Origin of the sequence: Promicromonospora sp. NPDC023987 (genome assembly GCF_040639055.1) — a bacterium.
Classification (GTDB): domain Bacteria; phylum Actinomycetota; class Actinomycetes; order Actinomycetales; family Cellulomonadaceae; genus Promicromonospora.
Genome location: NZ_JBEZZF010000073.1, coordinates 1 through 25600, shown reverse-complemented (window position 1 = coordinate 25600; position 25600 = coordinate 1). Strand labels below are relative to the sequence as shown.

General features: G+C 71.9%; 25 protein-coding genes and 1 rRNA gene. 5 read left to right on the top strand and 21 right to left on the bottom strand.

What is annotated here, in order from left to right; translation table 11 throughout:
- The coding region (locus tag AB0F40_RS23330; RefSeq protein WP_357473384.1) for a hypothetical protein at window positions 1-187 on the top strand (187 nt) is incomplete at its 5' end.
- Window positions 188-243: 56 nt separating this feature from the next.
- A complete protein-coding gene (locus tag AB0F40_RS23325; RefSeq protein ID WP_357473381.1) occupies window positions 244-1245 on the top strand; it encodes a DMT family transporter in 1002 nt (333 codons plus the stop codon).
- A gap of 168 nt (window positions 1246-1413) precedes the next feature.
- Here AB0F40_RS23325 and ilvC read toward each other — a convergent pair whose 3' ends face one another.
- From ilvC to AB0F40_RS23270, 11 genes are all read right to left on the bottom strand, one after another.
- On the bottom strand, window positions 1414-2442 hold the full coding sequence (gene ilvC / locus AB0F40_RS23320; RefSeq protein WP_357473378.1) for a ketol-acid reductoisomerase: 1029 nt from the start codon (window positions 2440-2442) through the stop codon (window positions 1414-1416).
- 57 nt (window positions 2443-2499) lie between these two features.
- Window positions 2500-3042 carry an acetolactate synthase small subunit gene (gene ilvN / locus AB0F40_RS23315; RefSeq protein WP_357473375.1) on the bottom strand — a complete coding sequence of 181 codons (543 nt, stop codon included), beginning with the start codon at window positions 3040-3042 and terminating at the stop codon, window positions 2500-2502.
- A 15-nt stretch (window positions 3043-3057) separates the two neighbouring features.
- Window positions 3058-4938: an acetolactate synthase large subunit gene (locus tag AB0F40_RS23310; RefSeq protein WP_357473372.1), complete on the bottom strand. Its 1881-nt coding sequence runs from the start codon at window positions 4936-4938 to the stop codon at window positions 3058-3060.
- Window positions 4939-5230: 292 nt separating this feature from the next.
- The gene (locus AB0F40_RS23305) at window positions 5231-5992 is read right to left on the bottom strand and encodes a hypothetical protein (protein WP_357473369.1); all 762 of its coding nucleotides are present in this window, start codon (window positions 5990-5992) and stop codon (window positions 5231-5233) included.
- Window positions 5989-7317: an ABC transporter ATP-binding protein gene (locus tag AB0F40_RS23300; protein ID WP_357473366.1), complete on the bottom strand. Its 1329-nt coding sequence runs from the start codon at window positions 7315-7317 to the stop codon at window positions 5989-5991. Before AB0F40_RS23300 ends, AB0F40_RS23305 begins: the two co-directional genes overlap by 4 nt.
- A 102-nt stretch (window positions 7318-7419) precedes the next feature.
- A complete protein-coding gene (locus AB0F40_RS23295) occupies window positions 7420-7629 on the bottom strand; it encodes a type II toxin-antitoxin system PemK/MazF family toxin (protein ID WP_357473363.1) in 210 nt (69 codons plus the stop codon).
- Window positions 7630-7805: 176 nt separating this feature from the next.
- Complete coding sequence (locus AB0F40_RS23290; protein ID WP_357473359.1) at window positions 7806-8780, bottom strand: NAD-dependent epimerase/dehydratase family protein; 975 nt, start codon at window positions 8778-8780, stop codon at window positions 7806-7808.
- Window positions 8777-10483, bottom strand: a complete 1707-nt coding sequence (locus tag AB0F40_RS23285; protein WP_357473357.1) for a class I adenylate-forming enzyme family protein — start codon at window positions 10481-10483, stop codon at window positions 8777-8779. Before AB0F40_RS23285 ends, AB0F40_RS23290 begins: the two co-directional genes overlap by 4 nt.
- Window positions 10480-11718: a cytochrome P450 gene (locus AB0F40_RS23280; RefSeq protein WP_357473355.1), complete on the bottom strand. Its 1239-nt coding sequence runs from the start codon at window positions 11716-11718 to the stop codon at window positions 10480-10482. The genes AB0F40_RS23285 and AB0F40_RS23280 overlap by 4 nt, the downstream gene beginning before the upstream one ends.
- Window positions 11715-12503, bottom strand: coding sequence for a glycosyltransferase (locus AB0F40_RS23275; protein WP_357473353.1), 789 nt, complete (start codon window positions 12501-12503; stop codon window positions 11715-11717). Before AB0F40_RS23275 ends, AB0F40_RS23280 begins: the two co-directional genes overlap by 4 nt.
- Window positions 12500-13687 (bottom strand): ketoacyl-ACP synthase III, encoded by a 1188-nt coding sequence (locus AB0F40_RS23270; RefSeq protein WP_357473350.1) that lies wholly within the window; start codon window positions 13685-13687, stop codon window positions 12500-12502. Before AB0F40_RS23270 ends, AB0F40_RS23275 begins: the two co-directional genes overlap by 4 nt.
- A gap of 127 nt (window positions 13688-13814) precedes the next feature.
- On the opposite strand from AB0F40_RS23270, the gene AB0F40_RS23265 reads away from it, so the two are divergent.
- Together AB0F40_RS23265 and AB0F40_RS23260 are read left to right on the top strand one after the other, a co-directional pair.
- Window positions 13815-13952, top strand: coding sequence for a hypothetical protein (locus AB0F40_RS23265; RefSeq protein ID WP_357473347.1), 138 nt, complete (start codon window positions 13815-13817; stop codon window positions 13950-13952).
- Between the two features lie 50 nt (window positions 13953-14002).
- On the top strand, window positions 14003-15313 hold the full coding sequence (locus AB0F40_RS23260) for a cytochrome P450 (protein WP_357473344.1): 1311 nt from the start codon (window positions 14003-14005) through the stop codon (window positions 15311-15313).
- A 14-nt stretch (window positions 15314-15327) separates the two neighbouring features.
- On the opposite strand, the gene AB0F40_RS23255 is transcribed toward AB0F40_RS23260, so the two are convergent.
- The 5 genes from AB0F40_RS23255 to ilvD form a co-directional block, all read right to left on the bottom strand.
- Window positions 15328-16293, bottom strand: a complete 966-nt coding sequence (locus AB0F40_RS23255; RefSeq protein WP_357473342.1) for an ATP-binding cassette domain-containing protein — start codon at window positions 16291-16293, stop codon at window positions 15328-15330.
- A complete protein-coding gene (locus AB0F40_RS23250; protein ID WP_357473338.1) occupies window positions 16290-17093 on the bottom strand; it encodes an ABC-2 family transporter protein in 804 nt (267 codons plus the stop codon). The genes AB0F40_RS23255 and AB0F40_RS23250 overlap by 4 nt, the downstream gene beginning before the upstream one ends.
- Window positions 17086-17904: an ABC-2 family transporter protein gene (locus AB0F40_RS23245; RefSeq protein ID WP_357473335.1), complete on the bottom strand. Its 819-nt coding sequence runs from the start codon at window positions 17902-17904 to the stop codon at window positions 17086-17088. The genes AB0F40_RS23250 and AB0F40_RS23245 overlap by 8 nt, the downstream gene beginning before the upstream one ends.
- A 69-nt stretch (window positions 17905-17973) precedes the next feature.
- Complete coding sequence (locus AB0F40_RS23240) at window positions 17974-18645, bottom strand: VOC family protein (RefSeq protein WP_357473332.1); 672 nt, start codon at window positions 18643-18645, stop codon at window positions 17974-17976.
- A 140-nt stretch (window positions 18646-18785) separates the two neighbouring features.
- A complete protein-coding gene (ilvD, locus tag AB0F40_RS23235) occupies window positions 18786-20648 on the bottom strand; it encodes a dihydroxy-acid dehydratase (RefSeq protein ID WP_357473329.1) in 1863 nt (620 codons plus the stop codon).
- A gap of 231 nt (window positions 20649-20879) precedes the next feature.
- On the opposite strand from ilvD, the gene AB0F40_RS23230 reads away from it, so the two are divergent.
- Window positions 20880-21314 (top strand): CBS domain-containing protein, encoded by a 435-nt coding sequence (locus tag AB0F40_RS23230; protein ID WP_357473326.1) that lies wholly within the window; start codon window positions 20880-20882, stop codon window positions 21312-21314.
- A 55-nt stretch (window positions 21315-21369) separates the two neighbouring features.
- On the opposite strand, the gene AB0F40_RS23225 is transcribed toward AB0F40_RS23230, so the two are convergent.
- From AB0F40_RS23225 to rrf, 5 genes are all read right to left on the bottom strand, one after another.
- Window positions 21370-21954, bottom strand: coding sequence for a GNAT family protein (locus AB0F40_RS23225; protein WP_357473324.1), 585 nt, complete (start codon window positions 21952-21954; stop codon window positions 21370-21372).
- Window positions 21955-21964: 10 nt separating this feature from the next.
- Window positions 21965-23485 (bottom strand): Asp-tRNA(Asn)/Glu-tRNA(Gln) amidotransferase subunit GatB, encoded by a 1521-nt coding sequence (gene gatB / locus AB0F40_RS23220; protein WP_357473321.1) that lies wholly within the window; start codon window positions 23483-23485, stop codon window positions 21965-21967.
- Window positions 23482-25008 (bottom strand): Asp-tRNA(Asn)/Glu-tRNA(Gln) amidotransferase subunit GatA, encoded by a 1527-nt coding sequence (gene gatA / locus AB0F40_RS23215; RefSeq protein ID WP_357473318.1) that lies wholly within the window; start codon window positions 25006-25008, stop codon window positions 23482-23484. The genes gatB and gatA overlap by 4 nt, the downstream gene beginning before the upstream one ends.
- A gap of 14 nt (window positions 25009-25022) precedes the next feature.
- The gene (gene gatC / locus AB0F40_RS23210) at window positions 25023-25319 is read right to left on the bottom strand and encodes an Asp-tRNA(Asn)/Glu-tRNA(Gln) amidotransferase subunit GatC (protein ID WP_357473315.1); all 297 of its coding nucleotides are present in this window, start codon (window positions 25317-25319) and stop codon (window positions 25023-25025) included.
- Between the two features lie 194 nt (window positions 25320-25513).
- A 5S ribosomal RNA gene (gene rrf / locus AB0F40_RS23205) occupies window positions 25514-25600 on the bottom strand; the annotation flags it as partial.

Genomic DNA, 25600 nt, shown 5'->3' with positions numbered 1-25600 from the left:
CGCCCGCGCCGTCTCCGTCGCCGGCGAGCTCGGACACCGGGCCCGACTCCTCGGCGCCGTCGGTGGGCTCGTCGACGGGCGGGACCCGGAATGCCGATCACCTGACGAAATACCGACCACACCTGCAGCCAACGGCGGAGCTGCGGCGCCCCACCTCTACGCGAGGTGGGGCGCCGTCGTGCTGTGACGAGGTCGACAGGATGCACCGGTGCCTCGAGCAAGCGTCGTTCCTAGACTTGTCGGGTGCCCCAGGACCTCTCGCTCGACGGCCCCGCGCCCGTCACCCCCACCGCCCCGCACGCCACCCGCCCTGGCCGACGCGCGGCGGCGGGCGTCGCGCTCGCCGTCGTCGGCGGAGCCGGGATCGCCGTGCAGAGCCGGGTCAACGGCTCCCTGGCGGAGCATGTCGGCAGCGGTTACCTCGCGGCGGTCGTGTCCTTCGGGTCCGGGCTGATCCTCCTGACCCTGGCCCTCCTGGTCTCCCGCCGTAGCCGGGCCGGCATGCGCCGGATCTCCACGGCACTGCGCGAGGGAGGCCTGCGCCCCTGGCAGGTACTCGGTGGCGCGGCGGGTGCGTTCTTCGTCGCGACCCAGGGCCTCACCGTCGGGGCGCTGGGGGTCGCGACCTTCATCGTCGCCTTCGTCACCGGCCAGTCCCTCGGGTCCGTCGTCATCGACCGGCTCGGTCTCGGGCCGGGCGGGGTACGTCTGGTGACGTTTCCGCGCGCCATCGGTCCGGTGCTGACCGTCGCCGCCGTCGCCATCGCGATGTCGGGTGACCTCGGGTCGCCGTCGGTCCTGGCGCTGGCCGCGCTGCCGCTGCTCGCGGGGGTCGGGTCGGCCTGGCAGCAGGCGGTCAACGGGCACGTCCGCGCCGCCGCCGACGACGTGCTCGCCGCGACGCTCGTGAACTTCGTGGTGGGCACCGCCGTGCTCGCGGCCGCCCTCGGGGTCTCGGTGCTGGCCGAGGGCCTGCCCGACGGCGCCTTCCCGGCAGACCCGCTGCTGTACACCGGCGGGATCATCGGCATCGCGTTCATCGCCCTGTCGGCGACCGTGGTGCACAGGATCGGGGTGCTGCTGCTCAGTCTTGGCATGATCGCCGGGCAGATCGTCATGGCGCTGGTCCTCGATGCGGTGACGCCCGGCGCCACGCCACCCGGGGTCGCGACCTACGTGGGCGCCGCCCTGACGCTGGTCGGCGTGGCCGTGCCGCTTCTCGCGGAGCGGCGCCGCCACGCCTGACACACGACGGCGCCCCGCTCTCCGTGCGGAGAACGGGGCGCCGTGCGTTGCGGGGCGGTACGGTCAGCGACCGGCCTGGCCCTCGATCCTCTTGGGTCGGGAAGCGCTCTGCTCGACAGCGGTAGAGGCTCGTTCCTCGCCCCTACCTCGTCAGCGCGACGCTACGCCTTACCGACCGGCCTGGCCCTCGACGTAGTCGGAGTCAGACGGCTTGATCCACGCGAACATCTTGCGCAGGTCGCGGCCGGTGGCCTCGATCGGGTGCTGCTCGCCCTTGGCGCGCAGCTCCTTGAACTCGGGGGCGCCGGCGTCCTGGTCCGCGATGAAGCGGTCCGCGAACGCACCGTTCTGGATGTCGGCCAGCACGGCCTTCATGTTCTCCTTGACGCGCGGGTCGATGACCCGCGGGCCGGAGACGTAGTCGCCGTACTCAGCGGTGTCCGACACGGACCAGCGCTGCTTGGCGATGCCGCCCTCGACCATGAGATCGACGATCAGCTTGAGCTCGTGCAGCACCTCGAAGTACGCGACCTCCGGCTGGTAGCCGGCCTCGGTCAGCGTCTCGAACCCGTACTGGACCAGCTGCGACGCGCCACCGCACAGCACGGCCTGCTCGCCGAACAGGTCGGTCTCGGTCTCCTCGGTGAACGTCGTCTTGATGCCGGCGGCGCGGAGGCCACCGATGCCCTTGGCGTACGACAGGGCGATGTCCCAGGCCGTGCCAGAGGCGTCCTGCTCGACGGCGACGATCACGGGCACGCCGCGGCCGTCGGCGAACTCGCGGCGCACGATGTGGCCGGGGCCCTTGGGGGCCACCATCAGCACGTCGTGCCCGGCCTCGGGCTTGATGTAGCCGTACCGGATGTTGAAGCCGTGCCCGAAGACGAGCGCAGCGCCCTCCTTGAGGTTCGGCGCGATGTCCTCGGCGTACAGGTGCCGCTGCACCTGGTCGGGCGCGAGGATGACGACGACGTCGGCATCCCGGACGGCGTCCGGCACGGTCGCGATGGCGAGGCCCTCGTTCTCGGCCTTCGTGCGGGACGCCGAGCCCTCGCGCAGGCCCACGGTCACCTGCACGCCGGAGTCACGCAGGTTCAGGGCGTGTGCGTGGCCCTGGCTGCCGTAGCCGATCACAGCAACCTTCTTCTGCTGGATGATCGACAGATCGGCGTCGTCGTCGTAGAACAGCTCAGCCACGGTTCTTGCTCCTTGAGTTGATATCTCGGGTGGAAAGTAAGTCAGTAGGGGACGGTCTCACGCCGTGCCTGTCGCCGCGTGAGACCGGACCGAGCGCTCGAACGCCCGGTCGGTGATGGACCGAGCGCCCCGGCCGATGGCCAGGGTCCCGGACTTGACGATCTCACGGACGCCGTACGGTTCCAGCGCCGCGAGCAGCGAGTCGAGCTTCGCCGCGGGGCCCGTGGCCTCGATGACCACGGAGTCCGGCACGACGTCGACGACGCGCGCCCGGAACATCTCGACGACCTCCAGCACCCCGGTTCGGGTGGTGGCGTCGGCCCGCACCTTGACGAGCAGCAGCTCGCGATGCACTGACGACTCGGGTTCGAGCTCGACGATCTTGATCACGTGGATCAGCTTGTTGAGCTGCTTGGTGACCTGTTCCAGGGGGTGCTCCTCGACGTCGACCACCACGGTGATGCGCGAGATCTCCTCGTGCTCCGTGGGGCCCACCGCCAGGGAGTGGATGTTGAACGCTCGGCGGGCGAACAGCCCGGCGACGCGCGTGAGCACGCCGGGCTTGTCTTCCACGAGCACCGACAGGGTGTGCCTCGACATGGGGTCAGTCCTCGCTCAGTCTTCTCGGTCCCACGCCGGCGAGATGCCGCGTGCGTACTGGATGTCATCGTTGCTCACACCGGCGGCGACCATGGGCCACACCATCGCGTCCCGCGAGACGGTGAAGTCCACGACCACGGGACGGTCGTCGATCTCGTTGGCCCGCTTGATCGCCGCGTCGACGTCGGAGGCCCGCTCCACGCGGATGCCCTCGCAGCCGTAGGCGTCGGCGAGCTTCACGAAGTCCGGCACCCGCATGGTGCCGTGGCCTGTGTGCAGGTCGGTGTTGGAGTAGCGCGACTCGTAGAAGAGCGTCTGCCACTGCCGCACCATGCCCAGCGAGCTGTTGTTGATCACCGCCACCTTGATGGGGATGTCGTTGATCGTGCAGGTGGCGAGCTCCTGGTTGGTCATCTGGAAGCAGCCGTCGCCGTCGATCGCCCAGACCGTCCGGTCCGGCTGGCCGACCTTCGCGCCCATCGCGGCGGGAACGGAGTAGCCCATCGTGCCGAGGCCGCCGGAGTTGATCCAGGTGTTGGGCCGCTCGTAGCTGATGAACTGGGCCGCCCACATCTGGTGCTGCCCCACGCCCGCGACATAGATCCCGTCGGGGCCGGTCAGCTCCCCGACCCGCTGGATCACGTGCTGCGGCGAGAGGTTGCCGTCCTCCGGCTGGGTGAAGCCGCGCGGGTAGGTGTGACGCCACTCGTCGAGCTGACGCCACCAGCCCTCGACGTCCGGCTTGCCGTGTGCGTCGTGCTCCCTGGCCAGCTCGGGCAGCAGGTCACCGATGACCTCGCGGAGGTCGCCGACGATCGGGACGTCCGCCTCGCGGTTCTTGCCGATCTCCGCGGGGTCGATGTCCGCGTGCACGATCGCCGCGAGCGGCGCGAAGCTCGAGAGCTTGCCGGTGACGCGGTCGTCGAACCGGGCGCCGAGCGCGAAGACCAGGTCCGCCTTCTGCAGGGCCGCCACCGCCGGCACGGTGCCGTGCATACCGGGCATGCCGAGGTGCTGCGGGTGGCTGTCGGGCACCGCTCCGCGGGCCATCAGCGTGGTCACCACGGGCGCCCCGGACAGGTCGACGAGCTGGCGCAGCAGGTCGGCCGCACCGGACCGGATGACGCCGCCGCCCACGTAGAGCACCGGCCGCCGAGCGGTGGCCAGCAGCTTCGCGGCCTCACGGATCTGCTTCGAGTGGGGCTTGGTCACCGGGTGGTATCCGGGCAGCTGCAGCTCCTGCGGCCAGGAGAACGTCGTGCGCGCCTGCATCGCCGACTTCGAGATGTCGACGAGCACGGGACCAGGCCGCCCCGTGGAGGCGATGTGGAACGCCTCCGCGATGGTGCGCGGGATCTCGGCGGGGTCGGTGACCAGGAAGTTGTGCTTGGTGATCGGCAGGGTGATGCCGACGATGTCGGCCTCCTGGAACGCGTCGGTCCCGATCGACGAGGACGCCACCTGGCCGGTGATCGCCACGAGCGGGATCGAGTCCATGTGGGCGTCCGCGATGGGCGTCACCAGGTTGGTCGCACCCGGGCCCGACGTCGCCATGGTCACCCCGACCCGGCCGGTCGCGTGGGCGTAGCCCGACGCCGCGTGCCCGCCGCCCTGCTCGTGCCGCACGAGGATGTGGCGGAGCTTGGCGGAATCCATCAGCGGGTCGTACAGCGGCAGGATCGCGCCGCCCGGGATACCGAAGACGGTGTCGGCGCCGACCTCCTCGAGCGAGCGGACGATGGACTGCGCACCCGTCACTTCTTCCGGCCCGACGCGAGGCGTGGCTGCCTCGGGCTCGGTCCTGCCGCCTACCGTGCGGGACCGAAGCTCGGTGCGCACCTGGTCACGCGCCTCGGCGCGCGCGGCGATCTGTGCGGGTGTCGGTGTGCCGGTCATACGGATCTCCTGCCGTCGCGCCCCGTCCCGGGGCGAAAGCGAGCGTTCGTGACAACAAAAAAACCCCGGGTCCTTGATGAGCAAGGACTGCCAGGGTGAGCGCGCGGACGATGCCTGTGCTGGGGCTTAGGCCGCGCGCTCAGGAAGTACTACAAGAATGATCGTCTGCACGTGACGCACGTTACGCCGAATCTGCGCCGGTGTCACCCAGCGGGCCGAAGGTCCCACGATCCGAGACGCCGGGGGCGCTCAGCCGCGGGATCCCGCGGTTCGCGGATGAACCGCCACACCGTCAGCGCACGTCCCGGTACCGGAACACCACCCAGCCGAGCAGGGTCAGCGCCGTCGTGCCGCACAGCAGCAGGAGCGCGCTGTGCCCGACCGGCACCGCGAGAATGGCGTCGCCGGACAGGAGCGTCCCGGTACCCCGGATCGAACCGTCGGCGTTCGCGAACACCAGCCAGGCCGGGGCGGGGGGCATCGTGCTCAGCACCGTCTCCTCGACCAGGACCCACGCGGCGGCGAGAAGCACGGCCATCCACCAGCGCCGCACCAGCACTCCAAGAGCCGCACCGCAGGCCGCCGCGCACGCCGCGAGCGCGAGCACCCGCACCCCGCTCCACGTCAGCGCGAGCGCCAGCTCCGCCGGGGGTCCGCCGAGCCCACCCGCGCGGGCCTGCACCCCGTACATCCCCAGTGCCAGCAGCGCGTAGGCCGCAGCGACCCCAGGCAGCACAGCCAGCCCAGCGGCTGCCACCTTGCTCCAGTACACGCGGCCGCGCCGCGGCTCGACGGTCAGCAGCGCCCGCGTCCCGCCCGACGCCGCGTCCCCCGTGACCAGCAGCACACCTGCCACGTAGGCCAGGAACACCGAGGTCATCGCGTAGAACGAGATCTCGCCCCGCGTGAGCAGCTCGGCGAGGGTCGAGACGTCCGCCTCGAACGCGGTCAGCGCCACCGCGACCACGACGTGCAGCACCATCCCCGCCGCGATCCACCGGATCGCTGGTCGCACGCCGAACCGGCGCAGCTCGGCCCACAACAGTCCCGTCATCGGCTCCCCTTGGCGCGCTTCGAAGCGGTCGGCCTGGCCGTGCCCGGCTTGGCATCCGGCTTGGCCGTGCCCGGCTTGGCACCGTCCGGTCCAGCGCTCGGCCTGGCGTCGAGCTCAGCAGTGAGCCGCTCGACATCCGGCTTCATGGCTGCCTTCTCGTCGGTCGTTGGCTGCTTCCGCGCTGCCCTGTCGTCGATCCTGGCCTGCTTGGCGGCGGCCTTCCCGTCCGAGATCGCTTGCCTCGCGGCAGTCTTCTCGGCGACGGCCTTGTCGGCCGCAGCCCGCTTCTCGGCCGCTTCCTTGTCGGCCCTGCGCTGGTCGGCGGCCTTCTTTCGGTCCGCCGTCTGCTGCTCGGCCGCCTTGCGGGCGGCCCGTTCCTCGGCACGGCTGAGCGGCTCGGGGACAGACGGCGCGACCGGCCGCAGCCGGCCGACGACCGCCGCCAGGCCCTCCCGCTGCGGCGCGAGCTCACCCGGGAAGAGCTTCTGCTTCGCCAGCGCCCGCGAGATGTCTGCCGGTTCGGCGACGCCGTCGACGTGCAGCAGCTCGCCGTCGGCCCGGACCTTGAACCCCGCCGCCCGCAGTGTCGTTGCCGCCTTGCCCGGCTCGTCCAGGCGGACCCGGACGGTGACCTTGGCGTCACCGAGCAGGTCGGCGACGGTGCCCTGCGCAAGGACGCGGCCGCCGTCGAGCACCGTGACCGTGTCCGCGATCTGCTGGGCCTCGGTGAGGACACCGGTCGCCACGAGCACTGTCGTGCCCTGGTCCGCGAGCCGCCGCAGGGCCTGCCGGATCTCGCGGGTGCCGACGGCGTCGAGCCCTCCGCTCGGCTCGTCGACGACGAGCAGGTCCGGGTCGCGCAGGAGCGCGGCCGCGAGCGCAAGGCGCCGCTGCTCGTCGGCGGAGTAGGTGCCGTAGGCCGCCTTGGCGCGGTCGGTGAGGATCACGCGCGCCAGCACCTCGTCGACGCGGGTGCGCGGCACGCCTGCTGCGATCGCCAGGATGGCCAGGTTCCGATGTCCGCTCAGCCGCGCCTGGAAACCGGGCTCCCCGACGACGGCGCCGATGCGGCCGGCGAGGTCGGGCAGGCCGTCCGGGACGGGGACGCCGAAGATCTTGATGGCGCCGGCGTCTGCGTGCGCCAGGCCGGTGAGCAGGCGGAGCGCAGTGGTCTTACCGGATCGGGGGAGCCCGAGCAGTGCGTGGACCCCGCCGGCCGGTACGCGTAGGTCCAGCCCGTCGACGCCCACGACGCGCCCCCGCACCGACCGGTACGCCTTGCGCAGCCCAAGTGTCTCGACCGCGGTGTCGCTCCCTGGGATCACCCGCACAGGGTAGGGCATTCGGGACAGATTGCCCTGTCCGGTCAGGCTATTCAGATGACCCATAGGGCCGACGGGTCCTGCGGGCCTCCGCTCGTGACGCGGTCACAGCGCGAGGAGCCTCCGCACGATGGTCTCGACCCGGATCATGTCGACGCCGCCCACCTTCCGCACGAGCCGCTCGGCGCTCACGACACGGATCTGCTCGCATTGGATGTAGCACGCCACCGGGAGCACTCCGTCGAGCTCGACGTGAGTCGGGTAGTCCAGCTTGGTGCGCGAGATCGGAGCAACGATCGGCAGCCCGTACTCCACGGGAGCGACACGTGCTGCGCCTGAGCGCGTTCGACCAGCCGCTCGTGCAACTCACGGGACACCCGGATCGAGGTACTCATGACACCGAGCATGCGTCTGCGTTCACACTGTGCGCAACGGATATGCATACAACTCTGCATACAGATCCGGATGCAGTCGGCTTGAGCCGCAGAGGCTCACCAGCTCATCGCGCCGTGCAGCGACGTCGGTGCGGGGTCGACGCCGAGACGCTCGCGCAGCACCGTGAGGTCATAGGTGCGCTCCATCGCGAGGTGGCTGATCGTGTACCGCGACAGCCGGGGCTCGCGGCCGGTCCACCGGGACACCCGCTCCCCCGCCCAGGCCAGCGCGTTCGCCAGCCGGATCGGGATGGCGACCACCTGCACCGGCCGGAACCTGGCGAACATCAGCAGCTCGAGCGTCTCGTCCAGGTCGACGGGCCTGGCATCGGCCACGTTCGCGACCAGCGGCCGGCCGGCCGCGATCTCGGGCTCGACGTCGGCGGCCAGGGCCGCCCGGACCGCGTGCGCGAGGGTGTCGACGTGCGTGAGGTGCTGACGCACCTTGCCGCCGCCCGGGATCGGCAGCCAGCCGCCGACCGCCGCGGACTCGAGGCGGGGCAGCAGGGTCGTGTCGCCGGGGCCGTAGACCGCGTGCGGACGCAGCACGATCACGGGGCCACGGCCCTCCCGTGCGGCGTCGGCCGTCAGGTACCGCTCGGCGGCCGCCTTGGTGGAGCCGTACGGGTTGACGTAACCGTGCGACGGCGCCTCCGCCTCGGTGACGCCGACGCTCGGCGTCCGCGGGTCGTACACGCTGCCCGAGGACACGTGCACGAACCGGGCCTCCGGGAACGTCTCGCGCACCGCGCGCGTGCCCTCGACGTTGACCACCCAGGCGCGGGCGTGGCTGCCGCCGTCCGCGACGGCGGCACCGCAGTGCACGACGGCGTCGACACCCTCTGGCCGGTCCTCCTTGGCCAGCGGCCCGTCCCGGAGGTCCCAGTGCTGGTGGGACACCTGAGGCAGGACCGCGCTGGGCAGCCGGGGCACACGCCGCGAGAACGCGACCACCTCATGTCCCCGCGCCGCGAGATCGCGCACCACAGCACCACCGACAAAACCCGACGAACCGGTCACCGCCACCCTCATGCGCGCACTGTACCGGCCAGTGGTGAAACCAAGTTGACCAGCGCACGACGATCCGGTTTCCGGGAGCGGCCTGCGAGCGGCACGTGCGACGCCTCGACCACCAGGTCCGGCAGCGCTCCATGGTCCAGGACCCGCATGACCTGGTCCGCGACCGACCGGGCCAGCTCGGTGCCGGCGCGGACCTCCGGTTCGCCCGCGGCCCGGTTCCCGCCCTCCGCCGTGACCACGAGCACCACCCGCTCGTCGCCGTCGGGCAGCGGGACGCCGAGCAGGACGGCGTCGGCCACCCCCGGCAGGCCACGTAGGCGGGGCTCGAACAGACCCGGGTAGATGTTCACCGTGCCGCGGATGATCATGTCCCGGTTGCGGCCGACCAGCACGATCCGGCCGGCGGCGTCCTCGTAGGCGAGGTCCCCGGTGCGGTGCTCCGTCGCACTGGGCCTGCCCGCGTCGAGGTCGGACAGGTACCCGGCCATGAGGGATGGCCCGGTCAGCACGAGCTCGCCCACCTCGTGGGCGCCCGCCGCCGCAGCGGGGGCCGCGTCCAGGTCCGCTGCCGCCGTGTCGATCCGGACGCCGATACCGTCGAGCGGACGACCGACGAGGTCGCCGTCCGCGGCCGCCGCGATCTTCTCGTCGGCGCCGGTGACCGCAGCGGGCAGGATCTCGGTCGCCCCGTAGACGGCGAGCCAGCGCGTGCCCGGCAGGATGCGACGGCCACGTTCGAGCAGCGCGACCGTGACGGGCGCCGCCCCGACCGCGAGCACAGCGGGGCCCACGGCCGCCCCGGCGGCCGAGGGCACGCCGCCGGCCGGGGAAGCACCGGCACCCCGGGTCTCCAGCACATCGAGCAGCGCCGTCACGTCAGCGGGCACCAGGAACGACGAGTCGGCACCCGCGACGCCGCGCGCGAACGCCTCCGGTGCGTCCTTGGGCGCCCGCGCCGGGATCTCCCACGTACCACCGGCGAGCATGGCCGGCAGCCCGAGGAACATCTGGTCCGTGTGCGCCCGCTGCCCCGCCTTGAGGCCGCCGACCTGCGCGAACAGGCCGAGCATCCCGCCGAGCGTGCGCGCGGTGTGCACCACCGCCTTCGGGTCCGACGTCGTCCCGGACGTGAACACGACTAGCGCCTCCGGGTCGTCCCGGCCCTCCCCCGGGGCGGGCGACGCACCCCGTGCCGCGGCCGCCCCCGGCGCGCGGCCCAGGCTCGCCACCCGGCGGGCCCCGCGCGGTACTCCGGGCAGCCACGAGCCCGTGTACAGGTGCCGCACCGGCAGCCGCCCGTAGTCCGGGAGCAGGAGACCGCGGGACCGGGCGATCCCCCGCAGCGGACCGGACGACGCCGCGTACAGGAGGGCCTCGGTAGCGGCCCAGCGAGGTCTGGCCGCGGCGATCCGCGCGGCGAACAGCTCCGGCGTCGAACCCGGGTCCACGAAGACGACGGCGCCACCCGCGAGCAGCACCGCGAGACACAGCACCACACCCTCGGGCCGGGGCCGGATGCTGAACAGGACCCGGTCACCGGGCTCCATGCCGCGAGCGCGCAGCCCGGCCGCCGTCCGATCCACCTGCCCGGCGAGGTCGCCGAAGGTGACCTCCGCACGCACCCGCGCACCGTCGCGGCCGCCGAACCAGCGGAGCGCGACGACGTGGGGCGTGCTGCGCGCGACGGCAAGCAGCTCGTCCACGAAGTCCGTCACGACGCCGCTCGCGGCGGGGAGAGGGCCGGGACCCGGACCGGGACACCGGACGTGTCCCGGAGGCCCAGCTCCAGCGAGCGGTACGCCGGGACGAGCACGCCGCGTGCGGCACGACGGCGCCCGACGACCGGCACCCGTCCGTCGGTCGACGCCGCCGCGAGCGCGTCGAGCACCACGTCGACCTGGGCCATCGCCAGGGGCATGCCGAGGCAGAAGTGCGGGCCCGCGCCGAACCAGAGGTGCCGAACGGCGGGGTCGACCGGCCGGTCGGGGTCGAAGCCGCCCGACGCACGGCAGCAGTTCACGGTGGCGATGACCACGCGGTCCCCCGCACTGACCGGCACACCGCCTACCGACGTGTCGGCCCGCACGGAGCGCAGCATCGCGGGGGTCGGTACGGTGACGCGCAGCCCTTCCTCGACGGCGCGCCGCCGCAGCCGCGCGTCGTCCGCCAGCAGGCGCCCGGTCCACCCGGTGTCGTGCGCGATGGCCACGAGCCGCGGCACGAACGACTGGATGGTCTCCGTCCCGGTGAGCACGAACGCACCGACGGCGCCCATCGCCTCGCGCTCCGAGAGCCCGAGGTCCCGCATCCGGCCGGGTACCGTCGCGGGGTCACCGGCACGGTAGGCGGCCCGCGCGGGCGCCGTCAGCCGTTCCAGCACGCTCCGGGCTCGCGCCACCTGGGTCCGGGTGAGCCCGTGCCGGTGCAGTCGCACCATCCCGGTGATCGTCCGGGCTGCGGTCATGGCCGAGCGCACGGCGTCGTCCGTCGGTGGCAGCCCCACCATCGTGCAGATCACCGCTCCCGCCTGTGCGGTCACCGCGGCGGCCAGGTCGACGGTCTCCCCGGCGGCAAGCCGCCGCGTGAGCTCCGGCAGCGCGCCCGTACGATCGTCGTCGTCTGCTGCGACGAGCTCGCGCACCGCCCGGGGCGAGAACAGCGGCCCGAGCGCGCGCCGCAGCGCGGCGTGCTCGGCCCCCTCCATGTTGAGCAGCACCGACGGTCCGAGCACCGGCGTCCACAGGTCCGACGGCGCCCCCGGGCCCACCTTCGAGAAGTGGTCCAGGTCGAGGAGCACCTCGCGGGCGATATCGGCATCGCTCACCACCACCCCGATGCGCGGCACCCGCACCACCGGCCGGTTCCGGGCGGACCGCAGCGCCGGATAGGCGACGGGGTGCGCGGCCCGCTGGACCTGCTCCTCCCAGCGCGCCTCGGGCGACGCCGTCATCGGATGTCCACGACCTCTGGCCGGTACCGGTGGTCGGCGTACCAGCCGAGGGTGCGCACCAGACCCCAGGCGTGCACCCGCCGTGTCGAGGCGCGGACCCACACCGCACGGTGCTCGGCATACCGGGTGGTCAGCCGGCGCACCGCGTTGACCAGCGCACGGTCCTCGTGCACATCCTCGATCCGGGTGCGCGGGAACCCGCCCGCCCGCTCGTACAGGGACGCCGTGATGGCCATGTTGCAGCCGGGCGTCATGACGTACGGCCCGAGGTAGCCCGCGTCCTGGTTTCCCGGGCGGAACTTGCCGAACGTGCTCGACGCCCACAGCGCGAACGACAGCACGCCCTGCTGGAACCGCGACACCGGCAGGTCGTCGGCGCGCGGCACGAGCCGCCCCGCGACGAGCTCGTCACCCGATGCGAACGCCTCCCGTACCGCGCGGGTCCAGGTGGGCGGCGGCAGGCAGTCGGCGTCCGTCCGGGCCAGCAGCTCGGCCCCGAGCTCGATCGCAGCCCGCATGCCCGTGTCGGCAGCGGCACCGGTCCCCTTCTGGTACTCGGTGACCACGTGCCAGCGCAGCCGCCCCCATTCCGCGATCGCCTTGCGGACGACGTCGGGCGTGCCGTCGGTGGAGCCGTTGTCCACGACCACCAGGTCGAAGTCGTCGTCCTCCTGTGCGTGCAAGGCCTCGAGCGTGCGCAGGATCCCGTGCTCGTGCGCCTCGTTCAGCGCCGGCACGACGACGGCGAGCCGGCGGCGCCCGGCCGGTTCAGGAGCGCGGGTCACCACCGGACCACCATCGCGCCCATGCTGATGCCACCGGCCAGGCCGAGCAGCAGCACGACGTCGCCACGCCGCAGGCGGCCCGACTCCAGCGCCTGCACCAGCTGCAGCGGCAGGGTCGCCGACGCGAGGTTCCCGTGGTCGGCCACGGTGACGATCGTGCGGTCGGCCGGCACGCCGAGCGCACGGTGCACGTCCTCGAGATAGCCGACCGCCACCTGGTGCACGGCGACGAGGGCCACGTCGTCCATGGTCACGCCCGCCTGGTCCAGGGCCTGGCCGACCGGTCCCGACCCGAGCGCGAGGAACGCCTCGCGCAGCCGTGAGCCGTCGATCTCGAAGTAGCTCCGCTCGGGGTCGCGCGGGTTCACCGTGCCGCCACCCGGAAGCATCCCGACGTCCCAGTGCTGCGACTCGGCGGTGAACGCCGAGGCGAGGATGCCGGACGGCCGGCCGACGGGAGCGACCAGCTCCGCGAGCTCCGCGGCGAGGTCGTCCTCGAAGGTGTCGGTGCCGCTGCTGGCGCCGGTCGGTGCGCCGGTCGCCTCGAGGAGCACCGCCGCCCCTGCGTCGGACATCGTGTAGCCGGCAGCGGACATCGCGTACGTGCGGCGGTCGGGCACGTCCCACCGCACGCCACGCGTCGGCATCTCGCCGCAGGCGACGAGCACGCGGCGGTACCGGCCCGTGCCGATGAGCGCCTCGGCCACCTCGATGCCGTTGAGCACCGAGTTGCAGGCGTTCTTGACGTCCATCACCGGCGCACGGACGCCGAGCTTGGCGGCGGTGATGTGGCTCGTGGCGGGCTCGATCATGTCCTGGGTGGCGGACGCGAAGATCAGGAGGTCGACGTCCTGGGGCCCCAGCCCGGCGCGGCCGAGAACGCTACGGGACGCGACGACGGCAAGGTCCGAGGCCTGCTGGTCGTCGTCGGCCACGTGGACGCGACGCACGCCGGTCAGCCGCGACACCATCGGGAGCCGCGGCGCGACCTTCGGGTTCCTGCGGTGCAGGTCACGCTCGGCTCCGGCCACGTCCCGGGTGCGCTCGGGGAGGTGCACGGCGACGTCGACGATGCGGGCGACGGGGCGGGGAGAGTGCCGGTGCGGCGCCGGCTGGGGCGACGCGGACGGTTCGGTGGGTCGGGCGGGTGCCGGGTTCAGCACAGCGGCCGGTTCGGGGAGCACTCGGCACAGATTAGGGCACTCCCATAACGCGCCGGTGACGAATAGACGTACTAACGTCTAGGTATGCAATCGACAGGAGCAGCGATGAGCCCTGCCAAACCGCTGTGCGTTGTTCACCGTGTTTCCCATGACTGAGCTTCCCGACTGGATGCGCCCACCGCGCCCGGAGGGCTGGCTCGCCGAGGACCTGGATAATCTGCCGGAAGCTCCCAGCAACACGGAACTGTTCCCGATCGAGCTGGACGTCCAGAGCCTGTACGGCTGAGCGGCCGAACCGGTGCCGCGCGGGGAGCCGTTGCCCATAGGGTGACGGCCGTGACCCAGATCCTCCCCACCACCCGGCACGAGCTGGGCCTCCTCTATCGCGCCCGGCCGGCGATGGCCGGCCTGCTCCTCGCTGGCACCGCCGCCCAGCGATGGCCCGTCCAGGGTTCGCCGGTACGCAAGGTCCCGGGCATCGGGTGGGTCACGGCAGACCCGGTGGTGGCTCGCTCGGTCCTGCAGGACCACCGGTCGTTCACGATCCTCGGCGAGGGCGGGGTGGGGAACCTGTGGGCCCAGATCCTCGGCGACTGGGTGCTCGACCTGTTCGACGGCGCCGGCCACCACGACCTGCGCACCCGCACCCGTGAGCTCTTCACCGAGGCCGTCTCCCGCGACCTCGTCCAGACCGCCTGGGGCGAGCGGATCGCCGATGCGGACGCGGTGCTCCGCTCCGGAGGGACGCTCGACGTCGCGCACCTGGCCCGGGTGCTGGTGGGCCGCATGGTCATCGGCCTGCTCGGGATTCCCCGGCCCGCGGGGCACGGTGGCGCCTGGCCCGACGACGACGGAGCGCTGCGGATCTTCGAGACCGGCGAGCGGCTGGCGACCGTCGCGCTCGGCACCGCAGGGTCCACGACCCTGACGCCGGACCAGGTGGCGACCGCGCGAGGCATCGTCGCCGAGCTGACGGCGGGAGTTCCCGACGGCTGGCGGGACGCGCCGTCGGACACCCTGCTCGGCCGGTGCAGGGAGCTCGGGCTCGGGCTGACCGAGACCTCCGGCCTGGCCTGCTTGCTCATGGTCGCGGGGACGGAGACCGCCGCGAGCGCCATGGGCCGCACCGCGGCGCTGCTGATCGACACGGGTGAGCAGCACCGGATGCTCGCGGCGATCCGTGCGGGTGCCGTGGCCGGAGCGCCGGTCCCTTCGCTCGAGAGCGCTGGCGACGACGCCCGGACGGCCCGCCTGCTGAACCCCGGTGAGGCCGATCCGGTCGAGAACGTGGTGCGCGAGGGGCTGCGGGTGACGAGCCCGGCGTCCGTGATCGGCCGGGGTGTGGCTGCCGACGTCGAGGTGGGTGGGGCACGCCTGCGTGCCGGCGAGCGGATCATGCTGCTGGTGTGGTCGGCGAACGCCGCGGCAGGTCCGTTCCTGGCTGATCGGCCGTACGTGCGGGAGTCCCGCCAGCTCTGGTTCGGTGCCGGACGCCACCTCTGCCTGGGAGCGGCGCTGGCCCGGGCTGAGATCGGCACCCTGCTGCGGATGCTGTGGTCGACCGACGAGCCGTTGCGCGTCGTCCGACGCCGGGCGGCCCGGGGCGTGCTGATCCCCGCCTGGTCGGAGCTGGTCGTCTCGCGCTGAGCCCTACCGCGGGACTACTGCCGGGTGGCGCGGTAGATCTCGCGCACCACGTCCTCGATGTCGGGCTCGGTGATCGACAGGTCCACGACCTCGGCCCGCTCGGACACCGCGGCGAGCACGCGTGCCGCCGTCGTGCGCTGCGGGTCGAAGGCGAGGCGTTGCCGCAGGCCGTCGGACTCGCTGCGCACGTGCTCCGCACCGGCCACGTCCACCAGGTCAGGGCTCGCCGAGGCGAGGTCGACCATGAGCTCGCGCCGTGCACCCACGGTGCGGCTCAGCCCGTCGAGCGTGCCGTCGAACGCGAGCCGGCCGTGGTCCACCACGAGGATCCGGTCGCAGAGCCGCTCGACGTCGCCCATGTCGTGGGTCGTCAGCAGCAGGGTCGTGCCGTGCTCGCGCCGCTGGGTCACGAGGAACTCGCGCAGTCGCTGCTTGGACAGGACGTCGAGGCCGATCGTCGGCTCGTCCAGGATCAGCAGCTCCGGCCGGTGCAGCAGGGCCGCGGCGACCTCGGCGCGCATGCGCTGCCCCAGGGACAGCTGGCGTACCGGCGTGGCGAGGAACTCCCCCATCTCGAGCGTGTCGACCAGCTCGGCGGTGCGGCTGCGCTCGTCGGCCGGGGACAGGGAGTGGATCGCCGACAGGATCGAGAACGACTCCCGCACCGGCAGGTCCCACCAGAGCTGCGAGCGCTGCCCGAAGACCACGCCGATCCGGCGCGCGAGCGCGCGGCGCTGCTTCAGCGGATGCAGCCCGACGGTGGTCACCGCGCCGCTCGTGGGGACCAGGATTCCGACGAGCATCTTGATGGTGGTCGACTTCCCGGCGCCGTTCGCCCCGATGTAGCCGACGGACTCGCCCGCCTCGACGGTGAGGTCGAGGTGGTCCACCGCGACGTGCCGACGCCGCCGCAGCCTGTTCTTCCGGTCGGGCCGCCCGGTGAACACGCGGCTCAGCCCCTCGGTCTCGATGACGTTCATCCACCCGCTCCTCGATAGTGACGAAGGCCCCAGCGCCAGCACAGACCCGCGACGACCACCGCCCAGAGGGCGGCGACCGGTGCGCACCAGCCCACCCACGTCGGCAGCCCGGCCAGGCCTGGCATGCCGAGCAGCGTGGACACGGGGAAGTACGCGGCGAACGCCACGGGGAAGATCACGCCGAAGAGGACCAGCAGCGCGCGAGGCCACACGGTCGCGGGCTGCGTGGCCGCGTACCGGCCGCCGTACACGAACGCGTTGGTCATCTCGGCGCCGTTGATCAGGAAGAACTGCAGCCCGGCGGCCGTGACGAACTGCGCGGTGAAGATGACGAAACCGCAGACCAGCGCCAGGACCAGCAGCCCGACGGTGCCGAGGTTCCAGTCGAGGTCGTTGAGCGCCAGGCCGGCCGCGAGCGCCGTCGCGCCGATCAGGCAGCGCCCGATCCGGCGCAGGCTGAGGTCGCTCGTCACCAGCTGGGCCAACACCGGTTGTGGGCGCAGGAAGAAGACGTCGAGCGTGCCCGCGCGCACGTAGACCGGGAGGTTGTCGCAGTGCCCGGCCACGAGGTCAGCCAACGAGAAGGCGAGGTCGGACAGGCCGAACACGAGCAGGATCTGCGCGAGGGTGAACCCGCCGATCTGGTCCGTGGCGGTGTACAGCACCCAGATCTCGGTCAGCTCGATCGTCCCGACGAGCAGCGCCCCGATCAGGTCCATGCGGAAGCTGGCGCGGTGGCTCGCCTGCGAGCGCGCGCGGCTCGCGAGGACCGCCCGGTAGGCGCGGAGCGGTTCAGCCACCCTGCACCTCCAGCCTGCGACGTCCGCCCCGTGTGGTCAGGTGCCCGACGACGAGCACCACCGCCAGCCACACCAGCTGCACCCCGAGGTGCTGCCAGGCCGCCGGCCCGGTGATCTGCCCGGAGAGCACGTCGATGGGGAACTGCATCATCGACGGGAAGGGGGTGAGCAGCGCGACGGTCAGCAGCCAGTCCGGGAACAGGTAGATCGGCGTGAACAGGCCCGCGAAGAATCCGGAGAGCGCCATGTAGAGCACGCTGACGCCGCGGGTCTCGACGAGCCAGAACCCGGTGGTGGCCACCACGTAGACGGTGGCGTGCGAGACGGTGATGCCGATCAGCAGGCTGGTCAGGCCCAGCGCGTACGCGCCTGCGTCGGGCGGCAGGGCCATGCTGGAGACCAGCACCCCGATGACCACGCTCGGCAGCCCGCGCGGCAGCAGGGCGAACAGCCCTTTGCCGACGTCGGTCAGCACGTTGGCCGCCTGCACACTCACGGGCCGCAGGAAGTCGACGGCGACGTCGCCCGACTTGATCCGGGTCTGGAGGTCGCTCCCGCCCCAGAAGTTCACCGATCCGAGCATGCCCTGGCCGAGCCAGACGAACGCGGCCATGGTGGCCGCGGAGTACCCGGCCAGCTCACCGCCGGAACTCTCGACCGCCGCGCCCATGATCCCGCCCTTGAGCAGGCCGAACGTCGCGTTCGCCACCAGGCCCGCGAACGTGGCCAGCGGATAGGCCGACTGCCCGCGGAAACCCGCTACCAGGAACCGCCAGTACGGGTTCCGGGCGGAAGAAGGAAGCGGGCGCACAAGGGCGAGACCCTACTCGTGCCGCGGCCAGATCTCACCCGTTTTTCCGTCGGCGATCGTCGGCAGCGGTCAGAACTCGCCCTGCCAGGTGCACACGCAGGCCTCGTTGCCCTCGGCGTCGGCCAGCACCCACCACGACGGCGCGAACTCGTCCGTGACCAGTCGGCCACCCGCCGCCACCACGGCCGCCACCCGCTGCTCGGCCTGGTCGTACGGCACCCACACGTCGAGGTGGATGCGGTTGCGCTGCTCCCGGCGCTCGTCGGACTGCTGGAACCAGATCACGGGCAGCCGCCCGTCCGGGTCGCTCAGCCGCGGGGCGGCGTCGTTGCCCTCGCTGTCCTGCTGGGCGTCGTACCCCAGCAGCGCCTCCCAGAACGGCTGGACCTCGGGGCCGACGATCGCGTCGATGCCTATCGTGACGTCCCGGACGCCCGCCGTGTCGGCCTCGACGTCGAGCTCACGGGCGGCCATCGAGATGTCTCGCGCCAGCGCGATGTCCCGCGCGGACAGCCCGCCGACGTCGTGCGACCAGGTCCGCACCGTGACGGCTCCGTACCGCAGGTCGACGTCAGGATGGTGGTTCGCGGCCTCCGCGAGGGCACCGATGCGGTTGACCAGCCGCACGCCCCGCGTGAACGAACCGGTGGCGAACCGCGCGAGCGCAGATCTTTGCACCACCCGCCAGTCGCCGGTGCCCTCGCCCGCGGTGAACTCGGCGGCGGTGATCGCGTCGGTCATGAGTCGCTCCCTGTGTCGGGTGGTCCGGGTCTTACCACCATGGCACGAGGCACTGACACTCGAACGTCGTCGGCCACAGGAGGTGCGGAGGACGTACGGGGACGGGCGCGGCACCTGGTCCGGCGCCGCACCCGCTCCGGTCAGCCCCGCTTGAGCCGGGCCACGTCCCGGACCGCACCCCGGTCGGCCGACGTCGCCAGGGCCGCGTAGGCCTGGAGCGCGGGCGACACGTACCGGTCACGGGCGACGGGCTGCCACGGTCGTTCGGAGGACTCCATCTTGGCGCGGCGCTCGGCGAGCACATCGTCCGGCACGTTGATCCGGATCTTGCGGGTGTCGACGTCGATCTCGATCTCGTCGCCGTCCTCGACCAGCCCGATCGTGCCGCCCGCCGCGGCCTCCGGGGAGACGTGCCCCACCGAGATGCCGCTCGACCCGCCCGAGAACCGGCCGTCGGTGATGAGGGCGACGACCTTCCCCAGGCCGCGGCCCTTGATGTAGGACGTCGGGTAGAGCATCTCCTGCATGCCGGGGCCCCCGGCCGGGCCCTCGTAGCGCACGACCACGACGTGGCCGGGCTCGACCTGCTTGGTCAGGATCTTCTCGACGGCCTCGTCCTGCGACTCGCAGACCAACGCCTTGCCCACGAAGTGGAACACGTCGGGGTCGACGCCCGCCGTCTTGAAGACGGCGCCGTCCTCGGCGAGGTTGCCGCGCAGCACGGCGAGCCCGCCCTCCACGGTGTACGCGTGCTCGACGGAGCGGATGCAGCCGCCCGCACCGTCCGTGTCGAGCGACTCCCACTGGTTGTTCGTGGAGAACGCCTTGGTGGTGCGCACGCCGCCGGGCGCCGCGTGGAACAGGCCCAGCGCCCGCTCGGTCGCCTTGCCGCCGCGGACGTCCCAGTCGTCGAGCCACGCGCGCAGGGTGGGCGTGTGCACGGAGGTGACGTCGTGGTCCAGCAGGCCACCCCGGTCGAGCTCACCGAGGAGCGCGGGGATGCCGCCCGCACGGTGGACGTCCTCCATGTGGTAGTCCGGGTGGTTGGGCGCGACCTTCGAGAGGCACGGCACCTTGCGGCTGATGCCCTCGATGTCGGCGAGCGTGAAGTCGACCTCCGCCTCCTGGGCTGCCGCGAGAACGTGCAGCACCGTGTTGGTGGAGCCACCCATGGCGACGTCGAGCGCCATCGCGTTGGCGAACGCCGCCTTGGTGGCGATCCCGCGGGGTGCTGCGCTGTCGTCCTCGTCCTCGTAGTAACGGCGGGCGAGGTCGACGACCGTGCGGCCGGCCTCGAGGAACAGCTCCTTGCGCGCGGCGTGCGTCGCGAGCGTCGAGCCGTTGCCGGGGAGCGACAGCCCCAGCGCCTCGGTGAGGCAGTTCATCGAGTTCGCGGTGAACATGCCGGAGCACGAGCCGCAGGTGGGGCAGGCGTTCTCCTCGACCAGGCCGAGGGCAGCGTCGTCGACGTTCTCGTCGGCCGAGTAGTTGATCGCGTTGATCAGGTTGAGCGGGGTCTTCGCGACGCCGTCGGCCACCACCGCCTTGCCGGCCTCCATGGGACCGCCGGAGACGAAGACCACCGGGATGTTCAGCCGCAGCGCGGCGTTGAGCATGCCGGGCGTGATCTTGTCGCAGTTCGAGATGCACACGAGGGCGTCCGCCGTGTGCGCCTGCACCATGTACTCGACCGAGTCCGCGATGAGGTCGCGGCTGGGCAGCGAGTAGAGCATCCCGGCGTGGCCCATCGCGATGCCGTCGTCGACCGCGATCGTGTTGAACTCCTTGGCGACGCCGCCCGCCTCGCGGATCGCCGACGCCACGAGGTCGCCCATGTCCTTGAGGTGTACGTGCCCTGGCACGAACTGCGTGTACGAGTTCGCGATCGCGATGATCGGCTTCCCGAAGTCGTCGGCACCCATGCCCGTGGCGCGCCACAGCGCGCGGGCTCCGGCCATGTTGCGACCGTGGGTGGACGTCCGGGAGCGCAGGGGACGACTCATGACAGTTCAGCTCCTTCGATGCTGGGTGGCCGCGCTCTGTGCAAGGCGAGCGGCCTGCAGCACGCTACCTCTGGTGCGCCGCCCACGACAGCAGACGTCCACAGGGTGGCCGTCCCCCTGCCCTGCTGGGCAGGCGTTCTCCCACTACCTGAACCTCGCACCGTGCCGTACGGTCGTAGCAGGAGCCCGCAATGACGCGGACTCCGCCGTGCACGCGACGGAGGTGCTCGAATGCGAGTGACAGAGGCATTGCGACGCAAGGGCAGCACGGTGGTCACCATCTCCAGGGACCGGAGCGTGCGTGACCTGCTCGCCCTTCTCGCCCAGCACGGCATCGGCGCGGTCGTCGTGTCCGACGACGGCGTGGGCGTCGACGGGATCGTCAGCGAGCGGGACGTCGTCCGGCGGCTGCACTCGGACGGGGACGGCGTGCTGGACGGCACGGTGGGGTCGATCATGACTGCCGCCGTGCACACCTGCGGGCCGGAGGCGACCCTCGACGAGCTGATGCCGCTGATGACGGAGCACCGGGTCCGGCACGTCCCCGTGCTCGTGGACGCCAGGCTGACCGGGATCGTCAGCATCGGTGACGTGGTGAAGCATCGGATCGCCGAGGTGCAGGCAGAGCGCGACCAGCTGACCGCCTACATCACAGGCGGTCGGTAGGCCGGGACCCCGGCCGGGCTACCCGGGCCCGGATGGGCTCCGGCAGCCCGGCCGGTCAGTCCTGCATCGCCCGGTACTCGTCCTCGAGGATGCTCATCACGATGGCGTCGGCCCAGGTGTCGCCGTCGCGGTAGATGTCCCGCAGGCGGCCCTCCGCACGGAACCCGAGCGACTCGTACAGCGCCTGGGCGCGCGGGTTGATGCTGAGGACGTCCAGGCTCACGCGGTGCAGGCCCAGCCCCGCCTCGCCGTCGACATCGTCGAACGCGAACCGGAGCACCTCGGCGATGGCCTCCCTGCCGTACCCGCGTCCCCGGTAGTTCGGCAGCAGCTGGAGCCGCAGGTTCGCCGAGCGGACGTCCTCGTCGAGGTCGTTGAGCACGATCTCGCCGATCAGCTCGTCGCTGACGGGCTTGCCGTCCCGCTCCGCGGCCGGGCAGATCGCCCAGTCGTACCGGCCGGGCCGGTCGCTGACCGTGGCCGCCCACTCGTCGATCTGGTCGCGCGTGAAGACGGCGGTGGTCCCGGTCAGCCGAGTCCCCTCCGGGTCCTGCACCGCCTCCCACAGGCGTTCCGAGTCGCGCGCCTCGATGGGGCGCAACCGCATCATCTCGCCGTGCAGGAGGGGCCCGCGGGTCACTTGACGAGCCTCATGAGCCGATCCGATCCAGCACCAGCTCGCGGACCCGCTTCGCGTCGGCCTGGCCCTTCGTCGCCTTCATGACCGCGCCGATGATCGCGCCGACCGGGCCCTGGTTGCCGCCGCGGACCTTCTCCACGATGTCGGGCTGAGCGGCCAGCGCGGCGTCGATGGCGGCGAGCAGCGGGCCGTCGTCGGACACGATCTCGAGGCCACGCGACACGACCACCGCCTCCGGGTCGCCCTCGCCGGCGAGCACGCCTTCGAGCACCTGGCGCGCGATCTTGTCGTTGATGCGGCCGGACTCGACGAGGCCCTGGAGCTGTGCGATCTGCGCCGGGGTGACGACGAGGTCCTGGAGCGTCATCTCGTCCTGCTTGGCCCGCCGGGCCAGCTCGCCCATCCACCACTTACGGGCGCCCGCCGCACTGGTGCCCGCGGCGATGGTGGCCTCGATGAGGTCGATCGCACCGGCGTTGACGACGTCGCGCATCTCGGCGTCGGCGTACCCCCAGTCCGTCTGCAGCCGACGGCGGCGGGCCACCGGCATCTCCGGCAGCGTCGCCCGGATCTCCTCGACCCACTCGCGGCTCGGTGCCACCGGCACCAGGTCGGGCTCGGGGAAGTACCGGTAGTCCTCGGCGTCCGACTTCACGCGGCCCGACGACGTGGTGCCGTCCTCCTCGTGGAAGTGCCGCGTCTCCTGGATGACCGTGAGGCCGGCGTCGAGCACGCCCGCCTGGCGGGACACCTCGTAGCGGACCGCACGCTCGACCGAGCGGAACGAGTTCACGTTCTTCGTCTCGGTGCGCGTACCCAGCGGTGACTCGGGTGTGGACCGGAGCGACAGGTTGACGTCCGCACGGACGTTGCCGCGCTCCATCCGGGCCTCGGAGACGTCGAGCGAGCGGAAGATGTCGCGCAGCGTCTGCACGTAGGCGCGCGCCACCTCGGGAGCGCGCTCGCCGGCGCCCTCGATGGGCCGCGTCACGATCTCCACCAGCGGGATGCCCGCCCGGTTGTAGTCGACGAGCGAGTACTCGGCGCCCTGGATACGTCCGGTCGTGCCACCCACGTGGGTGTTCTTGCCGGCGTCCTCCTCCATGTGCGCGCGCTCGATCTCGACGCGGAACACCTCGCCGTCGTCGAGCTCGATGTCGATCCAGCCGTCGAAGGCGATCGGCTCGTCGTACTGCGACGTCTGGAAGTTCTTGGGGACGTCCGGGTAGAAGTAGTTCTTCCGGGCGAACCGGCAGTTCTCGGAGATGGTGCAGTTCAGCGCGAGGCCGATCCGGATCGCGTACTCGACGGCCTTGCCGTTGACCACCGGAAGCGCACCCGGCAGCCCGAGGCTCACCGGCGTCACCTGGGTGTTGGGCTCGCCACCGTAGGCGACCTCGGCCGCGCAGAACATCTTGGTGAGCGTGCCGAGCTCGACGTGCACCTCGATACCCAGCACCGGGTCGTAACGGCGGACGGCGTCCTCGTAGGCGACGAGCTTCGTCGCCGTCGCGGATGTCTGGGCGGTCATCGGGCGAGCTCCGTGGTCTTGAGTTCGGGTGCCTGGTTCAGGATGGGCCCGCCCCAGCGGGACTCCAGTGCCGCCTCGAGGGCGGCGCCCACGCGGTACAGCCGGTCGTCCGCCTTGGCGGGGGCCAGGATCTGGAACCCGACCGGCAGGCCGTCGTCGGACAGCCCGTTCGGCAGGGACATGCCGGGCACGCCGGCAAGGTTCGCGGGGATCGTCGCGATGTCGTTGAGGTACATCGCGAGGGGGTCGTCCAGCTTCTCGCCGAACTTGAACGCCGTGGTCGGCGCCGTGGGCGAGACCAGTACGTCAGCCTGCTCGAACGCCGCGGCGAAGTCGCGCTGGATCAGCGTGCGGACCTTCTGCGCGCTGCCGTAGTAGGCGTCGTAGTAGCCGGCCGACAGAGCGTACGTGCCGAGGATGACGCGGCGCTTGACCTCGTCGCCGAAGCCGGCGCCGCGGGTGGCGCCCATGACGCGCTCGGCGGTGACCGGCCCGTCGGTGGGCTCGACGCGCAGGCCGAACCGCATGCCGTCGAACTTCGCCAGGTTGCTGGAGGCCTCCGCGGGCATGATCAGGTAGTAGGCGTCCAGCGCGTAGCCGAAGCTCGGGCAGGAGACCTCGACGATCTCGGCGCCGAGGGACCGCAGCTGGTCGAGCGACTCGTCGAACCGGGCGGACACGCCGGTCTGGTAGCCCTCGCCGGAGAGCTCCTTGACGACGCCGACGCGCAGCCCCTTCAGGTCGCCCTTGGCGCCCTGCTGAGCCGCCGCGACGACGCCGGGGACCGGCTCGTTGATCGACGTCGAGTCGTGCGGGTCGTGGCCGCCGATCAGCTCGTGCAGCAGCGCCGCGTCGAGCACCGAGCGGGTCACGGGCCCCGCCTGGTCGAGCGAGGAGGCCATGGCGATCAGGCCGTACCGCGAGACCCCGCCGTAGGTGGGCTTGACGCCGACGGTGCCGGTCACGGCACCCGGCTGGCGGATCGAGCCGCCGGTGTCCGTGCCGATCGCGAGCGGCGCCTCGAAGCCGGCGACCGCGGCGGCGGAGCCACCACCGGAGCCACCGGGGATGCGGTCGAGGTCCCACGGGTTCTTCGTGTTGCCGTAGGCCGAGTGCTCGGTCGACGAGCCCATGGCGAACTCGTCCATGTTGGTCTTGCCGAGGATCGGCAGGCCGGCGGCCTTGATGCGCTCCACGAGGGTCGCGTCGTACGGCGGGATCCAGTCCTTGAGGATCTTCGACCCCGCGGTGGTGGGCAGGCCCTTTGTCACCACGACGTCCTTGACCGCGATCGGCACACCGGCGAGCGGGTGCAGGTCCTCCCCCGCCGCCCGCTTCGCGTCGACCTCTGCCGCTGTCGCCAGCGCCTCGTCCGACGAGACGTGCAGGAACGCGTGCAGGTCCCCGTCGACGGCGGCGATGCGGTCCAGGTGGGCCTGCGTGGCCTCGACGCTGGAGATGTCCTTGCTGCGCAGCGCGGACGCGAGGTCTGTCGCACTGAGCCGGGTGATGTCGTGTGTCATGTCGTTGGTTCCCATCACTCTTCGCCGAGGATCTGCGGAACGGCGAACCGTCCGCTCTCCTGCTGCGGGGCGCCGGCCAGGACGTCCTGGATCGGCAGGGCGGGTTCCGGTACGTCGTCACGGAACACGTTCGTCAGCGGGAGGGGGTGGCTCGTTGCCGGCACGTCTGCGGTAGCGACCTCGCTCACACGAGCGACGGACTCGACGATCACGTCGAGCTCACCCGCCAGGCGGGCGACCTCGTCCGGTCGCAGGTCGATCCGTGCCAGCGCAGCCACGCGCGCGACCTCGTCGCGGGAGATGGTGGACATGGCGCCCAGTCTAGTCGTCGGAGGGAGCTCGACCGCCCGGATTCCGGCCTGTTCACTGTGAAATCTCTGCGACGCGCGCGCCGGTTCACGTTGGCAGCCTCAGGTCCGCGGGGCCTGGACGCCGACCACGCAAAAAAGGAGCCTTCCTTCTCGACCGGTGAAGGTCCGAGAAGGAAGGCTCCTTTTGAATGGTTGTCCGGCGGCGTCCTACTCTCCCACCCCGTCTCCAGGGCAGTACCATCGGCGCTGTAGGGCTGAGCTTCCGGGTTCGGAATGGGACC